Raw genomic sequence first — 13275 nt, forward strand, 5'->3', positions numbered from 1 at the left:
ATGCGTAGTGCTGATTGGAGCACTACGCATTTATTGCTAAACAGCAGATTAAATAAATTTCAAAGTACCTTTCTAAGCAAGTTTGTTTCCCTTTTATAACTCTCTCCAACCGGAATTTCTATATTTCCCAATTCAATCATATTGGTTTCAAATGCGGTTATGTGTGTCACGTTAACAAAATAAGATCGGTGCACTCGTTTAAAAATATTCGACGGCAATAACTTACCAAGATATTTCATAGTCATATGACTTATGTAATTTTGACCTGCTGTTTTGATCAGGACATAATCCTTGATTGATTGTATACAAATAATATCTAAATGATTAATTTTTACCAGTCTGCCGTCTACTTTAAAATAGGTGTATGTTTTGTTTTCCGGTGGTGCCTGACTTAGTTTTAAATATTTGGATATACACTTTTCAAACCGCTCAAAAACTATGGGTTTCATCAGATAGTCAACTGCATCGAGCTCGTAACTATCGGCAGCGTATTCACTAAATGCCGTTGTAAAAATAACCGGTGGTGGATTTTTAAGTGTTTTAATAAACTGCATTCCATTAATGCCCGGCATTTTAATATCCATAAAAATCAGGTGCACTTCCGATGCGTTCAGTGCTGCAAGGGCTTCGAGCACGTTGGAGCAGGATGTTATTAAATGGATGTCTTCTAATCGGTTGATGTGATTTTCCAACACCTTACGTGCCAAAGGTTCATCATCTACTATAATGCATTTAATCATGAGCAATCAGATTCAAAGTCAGGTTTACTTCATATTCATTCTCCGTTTCACTGGTAAAAATCTGATGTTTTGGGTAAAGTAATTTCAACCTGCCGGAAGCATTTTGTAGTCCGATTCCTTTTGGATGTTGAGACGGTTCCGCAAGTTTACTATTGCGAACCTGAACTGTTAATTCGTTTTCAATAAGACAGATGACTATGCAAACAAATCCACCTAAGGTATTGTCCTGCAAACCATGTTTAAAAGCATTTTCAATAAAAGGAAGGAGAAGCAAAGGTTCAATAACATAGCTGTCATTTATTCCCTGAGTCTCAAAAGATATTTCTGTTTTATCTGAATAGCGGAGCATTTCGGCTTCTACATAATTTTTAAGAAAATCCACCTCTTTCATTAACCCAACACTTTGTTGGTTGGAATGATAAAGAATATAGCGCATCATTTCTGCATGACGTGCAATCAGCGGCGCCGTTTTGTCAGATTTCTGCATTGCAAGTGCAAATATATTGTTCAAAGTATTGAAGAAAAAATGGGGTTGAAGCTGTACTTTCAGATATGTAAGTTCCGATTGGAGTTGCTGATTTTTTATCTCGTTCAGCTGTTTTTCCTGCTTGCCCGAATGAACAAAATATCCCAGAGCACTCACCACCAGCAATTCGCGAAATATGTACATAATACTAAAATGAAATAGTACAACTTCGGACTCATACCATCTTGTCGCGTCCCTGATTGTTTGTTCCGGAAGAAACCATAACTTACTCACCAGCCAGTATTGAATGTAAATTTTGTACAGGTTGAGAAATAATAACAGGACCAGAACAAGCAATCCAAAAATAAGGTATCGCTTCTCAAATAGAAAAGGCAGAACCATTTTATAATAAAGCAAGTATGGAAACATTCTGATTGTACCCAGAAAAATTTCTTCCCAAATAGATTCAAAAGTTACAGAAAGACTGGCTTTCTCGTAAATATCGTGTTCAACAGAAGTTAGGATCGGGAATACAACAAAGAATGTGACGAAGAACAGAATTTCTGTCCGACTGAATAATATTTCGTGCGGTTCGCGAGGGTCTTTCATAACCTGAAATTAGCTCTTTGTTTTGCTACACCGAAACAAATTAACAGCACCGCAATCGGTTTTAGACGAAACAGCTTCTTTATTCGACCAATCGGGATCGTCGAAAATACCAGTGGGTTAAGCTAATATCCGGATACACTGAGTTGATACGCAGTATGTTTGCCGGTGAATCTAACCCATTTCTTATGAGAATTTACCTTTCATTGACAATCATATGGCTGCTTTTTGCCAAAAACGTAATGGCTCAATCAGCCCATGAAATTGTTTCAGCTGTCACAAAAGCACAGCGTTCCGTTCAAACAGCCGCCTACCTTCTAACACGTACAGACACATTGGTTACAGGCCATAACCGGATTATTACTGGTAAAGCTGTGATACAAGCAGATACTACCAATACTGTGTTAGGGTTCAATTTTTGGGCGAGAGAAGATGGTGTAAAACAACAAATGGTGTTTAATGGGAATATGGCGTACATCGCAAATGAGGAGGAACTGTCCTATCAAACATCAATAAAGCCCGAGCCAATACAATTCTTGAACCAGTCAGGTGGACGGATCATCATGCCTGATCTGATCAGGCTGGATACATCAAGGGTAATTCGCTTTGACGCATCTTCTGAAGTGAAACATTATTTTTTAAAAATGGGGTATGCAGATTTGGATGAACATGATGTCCGTAATCGTTATAAGCTCGTTGAAATCAACAAAAGCAATATGTTGCCCGTTGCGGTTCGTCACCATCAGGAGACAATGGGCAAGGTTCAGGATTTATACTTTAAAATCGAAGACCTACAGTTAAATGGAGATGCACCAACTTACGAGTTCACGTCTCCACCCTTTCTCAAAACCTATATTCAGAAAACTAAACCGGTAAACTCAAAACATGGCATATTTCGATTGGTGGATAAACCCGCCCCTGAGTTTAACCTCGAAAGTTTTGACGGTAGAAAGATTTCATTGCCCGATGCAAAAGGAAAGGTTGTATTACTTGATTTCTGGGAAGTATGGTGTGGACCATGTTTGGAATCCATGCCTAAAATTCAAAGTCTTCTTCAGAAGTATAGAAGCAGGGGCCTGCTCATTTACGCAATCACAAATGACTTAAAACAACTGGAAACTGCTAAGCGCTATGCAAACAGAAAAAAGGAGTTGACTTTTACATTTCTTACTGGAAATGAATCTGTTACAAAGAACTATAAATTATATTCCTTTCCACAATACGTGCTTATAGATAAATCGGGGAAAGTAAGTTTTGTCAGTGAAGGTTTGTCTTCGGAACTGAATGGGGAGATAGAGAAGGCTTTGGGTGAGAAGTAGGGGAGTTTATAGGATCAACAGGTCGGTGATGAGGTTGACTTAAAAATATTTTCAATTAGAGAGATCCATTATGTAACTTAATATTATTGAACATTTAACAGCTCTCCTTAAATATTTATGAAATTATCGCGCATACTTTGGCTAAGCTTTACAGGCTGCCTTTTAGTGTTATACGTTTCATTCCGACTGAGCCATAGTAATTCCGAACGAATTGAATTTGGTGATTCAAGAGATGGTGACCTCATCGCAATCGACAAGCTGAATGAACTTGTTACGAACAACTTTTTACAAAGGGATTATTACGAAGTTTATGCATATTCCAACAGTTACACCAGATGGGTTCTTAATTACAATACAAATCTGAATACGCTGGTAATAAGCGTTGATCCCGGTAGCGGTTGGGCATATCTGTATTATGCCACGCCGCAGGAATTGGATATGATCGCTGAGAGAAATATTCATGTAAACGAGATGCACCTTTACTTGAAACGTATAGCGCCTGACCGAATGCGACGGAAATTCCCTACAAGATCCCAGGACATATTTAGCATATTTTAGTATAGGGCAAGTATGTGAACAATTATCGATTACGTACCAACCAAAGGTATGTTCCTAAATAAATCAGGAATAGGCAGTTTTATGAGTGAGGGGTTGTCTTTGGAAATGGATGGGAGATTTAGAAGGCGTTGGGTAGGAGATATGCGAGTTTGAGTATACATTCCAACCTTCCCGGCATAAATTGCATCATTCATTAACTCATGGTTCGATTGTTAAATTAGAATCCCAATGGTTATGAAAAGTGTAAAAGTATATGCAGCGATTGTAACAATAGGTTTATTGTTAAGCTGCGAAGACAAAAATTTAGAAACAGATTGTAAAGGTCCAGCTACTGACATGGTGTGTACGTATCAATATGATCCTGTTTGCGGCTGTGATGGGATCACCTATGGAAATGCATGCGCGGCATCGGCGGCAGGCGTAAAACACTATACAGCCGGTGAATGTGGAAAAGGGAACTAATGCGGTGGCTGATTTTAGTGTTCTTGAAATTAACAACCCCTGCTCAATGGATATGAACAGAAGTTGTTTTGTCCTCATTTTCATCAGCAAGTTCCCATTTCATTCCAAGATTCTCGTTCCCAATAACTTTCTTTCAGAATCAGTTAGTTCGTCCACAAGCGCATATCTTTTCGTTTTCGTGATTGCCATTTCATCCATGGCGTCAACCATGTTCTTGTAACTGGAAACATCAGTTGGTTTGATCACAATGGTCAGTGGATTGTCTTGCATTCCAAAACTGCCTTTGGATGCCCTTACACGCTTTTGAGCATCAAATATCACGTTACGTAAATCAAACCCCGGTCGAGTTGTTTTTAAGGATGATTCTGCCTTTTTATCATCGGCAGCTAGTCCATCCAGGTAATAGATATCATCGTCGGCTCCCAGAAAGAGCGTCAAAACACCAGACGCTTTGATAGGCTGTCCGCCACCATCAGCATCCTTCGCCGGAAAAAATACCGACATAGCCGTTGGCTTGCTCATCGTTGTTGCGAGCATAAAAAATGTGATGAGAAGAAATCCTAAATCGACCATTGGTGTCATATCCACTCGTGTCGATATTCTCCTTTTTCTCACATTGCTGTCCTTTTTCTCATTTCCATTGCCAGTTTCTTCAATAGCTGCCATGATAGTAAATGGTTAAATGTGAATCATGGTTAAATATATAAATAAATTATATATTTAACCATCGAACTTTTAGATTTTTTTGTCTCGATTCACTTTTTAAAATCTTATGAACGCTTGGATACTACTATGAATTTTTGGGTCTAAACATTAATATATTATTTGTGAATTTAATTCACAAAATGTACCTTTATTAACCTGTAAACACACACTAGAAATGAGTAAGACCAGGAAAGAAAAGTTGTAGATGAATTAACGCAAATGATTGAAGAAGCCGAAAGTCTATTGATTAATATGTTACGGCGGAAGAGTACCAGCAAGCAATTGAGCGAATTAGGTATTTGAGGGAGACTATGAAGAATATCATGAAAATGTAAAACAGTGGAGAAATCTCATTACAAATCATAACATTAATGGAAGCTGTAAAACAAAACAATACCGTTTTTGTAGAAGTCAATAAAAAGCTGGATGAAGTAGAGGCACGGCTGATGGATTTTACAAATAGTAAGCTCGTCATCATGGACAAGGAATACAGTCTTAAAGATTGGATGACCCTTTCCGACTATTGTAAAAAATACAATATTAAACCTTCAAGGCTCTCCAACTGGATCGAGAGGGGAGTTGTTCCCAATGACAGCATTATTATAATCCCAGAACTAAATGGGCTGAAATTAATTAAAAATCAAGGCTATATGGCTAGATCATATGAAAGTCGATCTGTTCGAAGTTCTTCTAATTAAACTGAATCATATCCCCTGTAAAGGAGCTATCAACAAAAATGCCGCCCCAGCCAAAACTGAGACGGCATTCACACTTTTCACAACCACAAACTCTACATCAATTCCAACCTCCGCCCAACGCACGGTAGATATTAACCGTGGCATTCATTTGCTTCATCTTTGTTTCAATGAGGTCGAATTTTGATTCAAGGGCATCTCTCTGCGTCAGCAACACTTCCATGTAATCGGCTCTTGCGGAGCGGAACAATGCATTGGAAATGTTGGTAGATTGGGTAAGTGCCTGTACTTCTTTGGATTTCGTATCATAACTATTTGCCAGATTACTGATATTCGAAAGCTCGTTGGCAACTTCGATATAAGCGTTCAGAACTGTTTTTTCATAATTGTAAACAGCCTGAATCTGTTTTGCATTAGCAGTCGCATACTGTGCTTTAATTGCATTCTTGTTGATCAACGGACCGACAAGATCACCTGCAAGCGAAGCGATCAGCGACTCGGGTAATTTGGCAATGTATGCCGGACTAAATGCGCGTAAACCTAAACCAGCCGATAGACTTAATGAAGGATAAAAGTTTGCTTTTGCAACTTCTATGTCCAACTTCGCTGCCGCCAGTTCATTTTCAGCCTGCTTCACATCCGGACGATTTTCCAATAGTTGGGATGGAATACCAGCCTGCATTACATTGGGCATCTGGTTCACAAAATCCTCACGACTTCTCAGTACCGGTTGCGGATATCTTCCCAGCAAGAAATTGATCCTGTTTTCTGTTACTGTAATGCGCTGTTTGATATCGTATTGAAGGTTTTGGGTATGTAGCACCTGCGCTTCAAATCTGCGTACGGCAAGTTCTGTCACACGTGTTGCTTCCTTTTCCAATCTTACGATTTTCAAAGCATTGTTCTGAATTTCAATATTTTGCTGAATGATCGCAAGCTGGCTGTCTAATGCCAATAATTCATAATAGGAGTTGGCAATTTCAGATATGAGATTGGTCACCATGAAATTCCTGCCATCAACGGACGACAGATATCTCGACACTGCTGCCTTTCTGGCGTTGCGTAATTTGTGCCAGATATCAACTTCCCATCTCGCATAAGCACCAATCTGAAAATCAGGCAAAAACTCCGGCGTTTCTTTTCCAGGCTTAATATCTGTGGTTGCTTCACTAGCTCCAATGTTGGTATATCGACCTCTCTTTTCAACTCCGGCACCGCCTCCCAGGCCAACAAAAGGCAGGTATTCTCCTTTTCGGGCGCGTATTTCCTGTCTCGAAATCTCAATTTCCTGCATGGTGATATTCAGCTCCTGGTTGTTGGCAAAAGAACTGTCTATCAAAGCGGTCAGGTATGGATCTGTGAAATAATTCTTCCAGTTCACTTTACCGGTGTTGGTGGAATCCTGGGTGCTACTATAGCTCACAGGTAACACCTTATTTTCTTTCTTCTGTATTAATGCAGGTACACTGCAACCGGTGTAAACCAGGGCCAGAAATGTGATTCCGGCCCAGTTCGCTATTTTTAATCTATTCATTGTCGTCAATGTGTGATGTTGGAGGAAAGGTGTCTATGGCATGTACAAGTTCTTCGGTAAGCGAACCTTCGTCCTCGTCCTTGATCATCTTCCTGCCGTCAGCCAGTTTAGCAAATATGTAATACAGTCCGGGAATAATAATGACCCCGAAAATGGTTCCGAACAACATACCACCCAATGCTGACGCACCAATGGTTCTGTTTCCAATTGCACCAGCGCCTGTTGCCACAATTAATGGAATCAAACCGGCAACGAAAGCGAATGAGGTCATCAAAATTGGTCGGAAACGAACTCTTGCGCCTTCAATTGCCGCATTCAGAATCGTTTCTCCTTCCTGTCGCTTCTGGACGGCAAACTCGACGATCAGTACGGCATTTTTACCCAGCAAACCGATGAGCATGATCAGCCCGATCTGCGCATAAATGTTGTTTTCAAGTCCCATTGCTTTCAACATAAAGAATGAACCAAAAACCCCAACCGGAAGTGAGAAGACAACCGCCAACGGAATAATGAAACTTTCATACTGCGCTGCCAATACAAAGTAGACGAAGGCAAGCACGATCATAAACACAACCAAAGCCTCATTTCCACGTCCTGCTTCATCATAAGAAAGCCCCTCGAACGCAATGTCGTAACCTTTCGGTAAGGTTTTCGCAGCTACTTCGCGTATCGCCTGAATGGCGTCCGCATTGGTAAATCCTTTTGCAGGTTGCCCCTGAATTGAAGCGGAATTATACAAATTGAAACGGGTGATCTCATTTGGTCCCTGTCCCTTTTTCAACTTCATGAACGCCGAATAGGGCACCATTTCACCGGCATCGTTTTTAACAAAAAGCTTTAACAGGTCAGAAGGCAAACGTCTGAAGCTCGGATCGGACTGCACATAGACTTTGAAGAACTGGTTGAATTTAATGAAACCCTGTTCGTAGGTACTACCGATCATGATGTTCAGATTGTCCATCGCTTTTCCGATAGAAACACCTTTTTGCATCGCCAGTTTATTGTCAAATTCAAGTTCGTACTGCGGATAGTTGGCAGCAAAAAATGTGAACAAACCAGTAAGCTCCTTACGTTTCGCCAAATTATCCATGAATTCCTTGTTGATCTTGTCAAACTCATGATAGTCTGTATCGGTATTTTTATCCAGCAAACGCATCGAGAAACCACCCGACGTACCAAAACCAGGAATTGCTGGTGGTTCGAAGAATTCTACCGTCGCGCCAAGTCCTTTTGATTTCTCTTCCAGTTCTTCCATGATCTCCTTCACATTGTGATCACGATCCGACCACGATTTAAGGTTGATCAAACAGGTACCTGCGTTGGAACCACGACCTTCCGTCATGATTTCGTAACCCGCCAAAGATGATACCGACTCAATTCCCGGAACTTCCTCGCAAATCTTCATCAGTCGGTGCGATACCTCGTTGGTTTTCTCCAAAGTAGATCCGGGAGGTGTCTGAATAATGGCATAAATCGTACTTTGATCCTCATTCGGAATAAAACCTGATGGCAAAATCTGGTTTTCGTAAACAATACCCAAACCAAATACTATCAATATCACAAACGTCAAAACCCTCTTGTTTACGATCAGTTTCAGCAAGCCAACATAACGTCCGGTAAGTTTATCAAAACCTCTGTTAAAGCTGTCAAGCGCTTTGGTCATCAGGCTTTTCTTCCTTGTATGTCCGTGGTGATTTTTTAACAACATCGCACAAAGCACAGGGGTCAGGGTAAGCGCGATCAATGCCGAAATCACAATAGAACTTGCCATGGTGATCGAGAACTGGCGGTAGAAAGTACCGACCGGTCCAGACATAAATGATATCGGTAAAAACACAGATACCATCACCATCGTAATCGCAATAATAGCTCCGCTAATTTCTCCAAGTACTTCTTTAACTGCCCTGAATGGCGTGAGAAAGGGCTTCTCTTCCATTTTCGCATGGACGGCCTCGACGACGACAATCGCATCATCGACCACAATACCAATCGCAAGTACAAGCGCAAACAAAGTGATCAGGTTGATAGATAGCCCGAAAAGCTGAATCACAAAGAACGCACCGATCAACGATACCGGAACCGCAAGGATCGGTATAAGTGTTGAACGCCAGTCGCCCAGGAAGATAAACACAACGATCGCAACCAGTATGAATGCATCACGCAGCGTATGAATCACCTGCTCAATAGATGCATCAAGGAATTTGGAAACGTCATAACTGATTTTGTAATCTACGCCGGGAGGAAAGGAAGCTTTCATCACTTCGAGTTTTCCTTTTACTTCATCGATTACGTCACTGGCATTACTACCATAGTTCTGACGCAATACAATCGCTGCCGAAGGCTGACCATCCAGATTGGAATAAATATCAAAGAATTCACTTCCCAACTCCACAGTGGCAATATCCTTCAAGTGAATACTTTCCCCCTCAGAATTCGCCCGAATGATGATGTCTTCATATTCTTTAGGATCACTGTATCTGCCTTTGTAGGTGAGTACATATTCCAGCGATTGCGCCGCAATACCAGAACTTTGCCCTATACGACCCGGACGACCAATAATACTTTGTTCGCCCATTGCTTTCATTACTTCCTCCGTCGAAATTTTGTAAGCACGCATGCGATCCGGATTTAACCAAACGCGCATTGCATACCTGCGGCTACCCAATATCTGCGCTCTTGCCACACCTTTCGTTCGCTGAATTTCAGGGATCATGTTAACAGTAGCGTAGTTAAACAGGAATTTCTCGTCAATGCTTTTATCTTTTGAATAAAGGTTGACGTACATCAACATACTTGGCTGAACCGGCGTAATAATAACCCCTTCACGTTGAACCAGTTCAGGCAAGAGCGGCATCACCTGATCGACCCTTGTTTTAACCCTGATCACGGCATCGTTTGGATCCGTACCGGGCTCGAAAATAATCCGAAGTGTAGCTTCACCCGCACTAGTTGCATCGGTAGCGATGTATCGCATATCCTGTACACCGTTAATCGCCTGTTCCAATGTAATCAGCGTAGATTTTACAAGAACGTCAGCACTTGCTCCCGGGTAGGCGATAAAGATATTCACCGTTGTTGGTGCAATATCAGGGAACTGGGAAATTGGCAATTTTTTGATAGCCAGTACGCCTATAAACACGATCATGATCGAGATTACAATGGCGAATACTGGTCTCCGTATGAATTTACTAAACATATATTTCTTAGTTACGTTTGAAAGACAGGTTCTACTCTGCGTACAGCCCTAGTTTAGACATGACAGCATCAGGTTTCAGGAATTTGACATGTACTTTTTCATTCTCTTTTACCTGACGTAACCCTTCCAAAAGAATCTGATCATCCTTTTTCAAACCTGATTCCACAATGAAAATGTGTGGCAACTCGGCCGCTATTTTGATTTCTCTTGAATGGACAGCGCCATCATTGCCAATCACGTAAACATATTTCTTTTCCAGAACCTCGAAAGTGGCTTTTTGAGGGATCATCATGGCGTGTTTCAATGGTGTTGTAATAACAATGTTCCCTGTTTCCCCGTGTCTCAGCAGTCCTTTTGGATTTGGAAATGTAGCCCTGAACGCGATGTTACCCGTTTCATTGTTAAAATCTGCCTCAATCGTCTCAACCACTCCCGGATGATCAAACAGCTGATTGTTTGCCATCATCAACTTCACTACTTCCTTTTTATTGGATTTAAGCCTGGTCTGGTAATCCAGATATTCTGCCTCAGGTACATTGAAATATACCCACATTTTACTGTTGTCGGACAGGGTCGTCAGCAAATCACCTTCATCAACAAGACTTCCAAGCCTTACCTGAAAATGATCCATAATTCCGTTAAAGGGCGCTTTCACCTTCGTGAAACCAAGGTGTACAGATGCAAGAGACAACTCGGCTTTGGCCTTATCAAGCTTGGCCTTAGCCATTGCAAGCTCATTTTTGGAAACTATATTGCTGTCGGCAAGAGCCTTTGTATTTTTATATTCTACATCAGCAAAGTTGACCTCTGCCTGAGACTTTTGTTGTTCTGCTTCATAGAGCATTGGCATAATCTCAAACATCAGCTGCCCTTGTTTCACATGCTGACCTTCATCAACAAAAATCTTCTGAAGGTAGCCTTTCTCCAAGGCACGTAATTCGATGTGGCTGATCGCGTGGATCTGAGCCACATAATCTTTATCAACGATGGTGTCTTTCTCAATAGGATTGGTAACCAGAAATTCGGTTTCTTCTTCCTTTTTTTCTTCCTTTTTCGAGTCACAGCTTGTGTTCAGCATAGAAGCACACATACCAATGACCATGAGAATTCTCTTCATGACTTTTTTAGTTAGTACAATTTGATTTATTAAAAGTTTTGTTTCCGTTGTAGGAGTACAGGTTCACCCTGTACTTAATCCTATTTCACCTATGAAATGTCAAATCATATTCTGAATACACACAAAGCGCTATACCTCCTGGTGGAAGTACGAAACCAGTGCGACCAGCGTGATAATCGCTTTTGATTATTCAGAAAAGTAACGTTTGAACTGCCTGAGAAAAAACGCGTAAAGTAGTTACCTAGGTGAGTATACGTTTTATGAAAGATCAGTCCGAAACTTTCCTCTTCATTTTTCTCGCTATAAGTCCCAAACGAATGTTTGGAATCAGATGAAAATTGATTTCGAACCTGAGGCTGATTGTCTGCAACGGGACGAAAACATTGTTTGAAAGAAGTTTCAGAAGCGTCGGTAGCGACACCTGAATTTTTAGTGGAAGAATAAGCATAGATGAGACCGTATACGCTTAAAAGCAGAATACACAGTGACAAAAAATATTTCCTGGGCAACTTATTCATAAACAACAAAGCCTATCGAAGTTGAACTAAATCCTGAGCAAAATGAAATACTGAAAGCTATTGGCGAAAAAATTTCATTTTTCATAGATCTGGCTCGTATTTAATTCCGATACAAAAACCGCTATTTACAGTTAATAAGGTGTTAAAACCGTGTTAAAAAGGAATTAAAATACATACTCAGGCCATAAGTTTGTTGCAGACCACTGTATTATTCAAGGTTGCGTATAGGAAATTCGCGGTATGTTTATAATCACAATTACAGGTTGGGAGGTAAATTTCAACCACGAAACAGACCAGGCGCAATGCCTTCTTGTCTTTTAAACTGTTTTATGAAATAGTTAAGGTTATTAAAACCACTCTGGTGACAAATTTCGGTAATACTTTGCTGGGAGTTTTCGAGTAATACCTTGGCCAGACGAATGCGCTCCCGCAAAATATATTCAAGAGGTGTTATAGAAAACTGATTTTTAAATGCCTGGAAAAATGCAGACCTGCTCATGCAACATTCCCGGGCGAGCACATCCACACTAATTTTCTCCCCAAGGTTTTGATTAATGTATTCTATTACACCGCCAAACCGGTTGTCATTTCTTGCGTTTTCCTTCACAGATGCCAAATTCTGCGTCTGGATAATCCTCAATAAAAGAAATTTTAGAGAAAGATCAGCCAGCGCATCTTTGGCCACATCCGTTTCCATACTGATACTGATCAGGCGATTAATGCTTCCTGCAAGCTCCTTGTTATTTACAAAATGGTATTTACTGAAATTGAATTTCCATTCATATGGCGCCTGAGCATTAGGATACTGATCATTCAGAAATTCAAGATTCTTATTGACCACGTCCCAATCCAGCGTTAGGGTTGCACACTGTACCGGATGTATCAGATCGGCATCCGGGAAGTCAACCTGCATCGTCACGTCATCCGGCAGAATCACACTTTCTCCTGGCAGAAAATCAAACCCTTCCGAACCGGAAAGCGACATTATTTTCCTTCCCCGCATCATGCTTGACACCACCAGACCATTGTAAGATAGCTTTACATCGGTGCACCGGTGAAAAGTTTCAAAAATATTCAACTCACAATGACGAAGGTTGAACACGCGGCGATGTTCAACGAGTGTATCCAAGTGCGTTGCGTCGCTCAGATTGATTGGGGTAAGCTGACAAATTCGATCCATGATTTCGCTAAGTACAGGTTTGTGGAATACGGTTAACTCACTCCTAAAATCAGACCAAACTGTCCCTGAAAACTTAAACCCGGATTATGCAATAGGAATTTGGACGAAATTTCATTTTGCAAAATTGGCGTGAAGTTCGCTGTGATGGCAGGCCGGGGCCTGTGGAACAAGAACTGAAA

Annotated in this window: 11 protein-coding genes; 4 read left to right on the plus strand and 7 right to left on the minus strand. The window is 40.9% G+C overall.

The window, feature by feature from the left end:
- Positions 1 to 59: 59 nt before the first annotated feature.
- Both LZG71_RS01520 and LZG71_RS01525 read right to left on the minus strand, forming a co-directional pair.
- Positions 60 to 740: a LytTR family DNA-binding domain-containing protein gene (locus tag LZG71_RS01520; RefSeq protein ID WP_233816307.1), complete on the minus strand. Its 681-nt coding sequence runs from the start codon at positions 738 to 740 to the stop codon at positions 60 to 62.
- Positions 733 to 1815 carry a sensor histidine kinase gene (locus LZG71_RS01525; RefSeq protein WP_233816308.1) on the minus strand — a complete coding sequence of 361 codons (1083 nt, stop codon included), beginning with the start codon at positions 1813 to 1815 and terminating at the stop codon, positions 733 to 735. The genes LZG71_RS01520 and LZG71_RS01525 overlap by 8 nt, the downstream gene beginning before the upstream one ends.
- Positions 1816 to 2000: 185 nt before the next feature.
- Between LZG71_RS01525 and LZG71_RS01530 the strand changes: the two genes are divergently transcribed.
- The 3 genes from LZG71_RS01530 (at position 2001) to LZG71_RS01540 (ending at position 4151) form a co-directional block, all read left to right on the plus strand.
- Complete coding sequence (locus tag LZG71_RS01530; RefSeq protein WP_233816309.1) at positions 2001 to 3131, plus strand: TlpA disulfide reductase family protein; 1131 nt, start codon at positions 2001 to 2003, stop codon at positions 3129 to 3131.
- Positions 3132 to 3248: 117 nt separating this feature from the next.
- Complete coding sequence (locus tag LZG71_RS01535) at positions 3249 to 3689, plus strand: hypothetical protein (protein ID WP_233816310.1); 441 nt, start codon at positions 3249 to 3251, stop codon at positions 3687 to 3689.
- Between the two features lie 234 nt (positions 3690 to 3923).
- Entirely contained in the window at positions 3924 to 4151 is a 228-nt protein-coding gene (locus LZG71_RS01540) for a Kazal-type serine protease inhibitor domain-containing protein (RefSeq protein ID WP_233816311.1), read from the plus strand.
- A 99-nt stretch (positions 4152 to 4250) separates the two neighbouring features.
- On the opposite strand, the gene LZG71_RS01545 is transcribed toward LZG71_RS01540, so the two are convergent.
- Positions 4251 to 4817, minus strand: coding sequence for a biopolymer transporter ExbD (locus LZG71_RS01545; protein WP_233816313.1), 567 nt, complete (start codon positions 4815 to 4817; stop codon positions 4251 to 4253).
- Positions 4818 to 5227: 410 nt separating this feature from the next.
- On the opposite strand from LZG71_RS01545, the gene LZG71_RS01550 reads away from it, so the two are divergent.
- A complete protein-coding gene (locus tag LZG71_RS01550) occupies positions 5228 to 5554 on the plus strand; it encodes a hypothetical protein (protein WP_233816315.1) in 327 nt (108 codons plus the stop codon).
- A gap of 97 nt (positions 5555 to 5651) precedes the next feature.
- Here the strand turns inward: LZG71_RS01550 and LZG71_RS01555 are convergent, their stop codons facing one another.
- From LZG71_RS01555 to LZG71_RS01570, 4 genes are all read right to left on the minus strand, one after another.
- The gene (locus tag LZG71_RS01555; protein ID WP_233816317.1) at positions 5652 to 7085 is read right to left on the minus strand and encodes a TolC family protein; all 1434 of its coding nucleotides are present in this window, start codon (positions 7083 to 7085) and stop codon (positions 5652 to 5654) included.
- Positions 7078 to 10281, minus strand: a complete 3204-nt coding sequence (locus LZG71_RS01560) for an efflux RND transporter permease subunit (RefSeq protein ID WP_233816319.1) — start codon at positions 10279 to 10281, stop codon at positions 7078 to 7080. The genes LZG71_RS01555 and LZG71_RS01560 overlap by 8 nt, the downstream gene beginning before the upstream one ends.
- Positions 10282 to 10312: 31 nt before the next feature.
- Entirely contained in the window at positions 10313 to 11398 is a 1086-nt protein-coding gene (locus LZG71_RS01565) for an efflux RND transporter periplasmic adaptor subunit (RefSeq protein ID WP_233816321.1), read from the minus strand.
- A 795-nt stretch (positions 11399 to 12193) separates the two neighbouring features.
- Positions 12194 to 13096 (minus strand): helix-turn-helix domain-containing protein, encoded by a 903-nt coding sequence (locus tag LZG71_RS01570; protein ID WP_233816323.1) that lies wholly within the window; start codon positions 13094 to 13096, stop codon positions 12194 to 12196.
- Between the last annotated feature and the right edge of the window lie 179 nt (positions 13097 to 13275).

The organism is Dyadobacter sp. CY312, from assembly GCF_021390535.1.
Lineage (GTDB): Bacteria > Bacteroidota > Bacteroidia > Cytophagales > Spirosomataceae > Dyadobacter.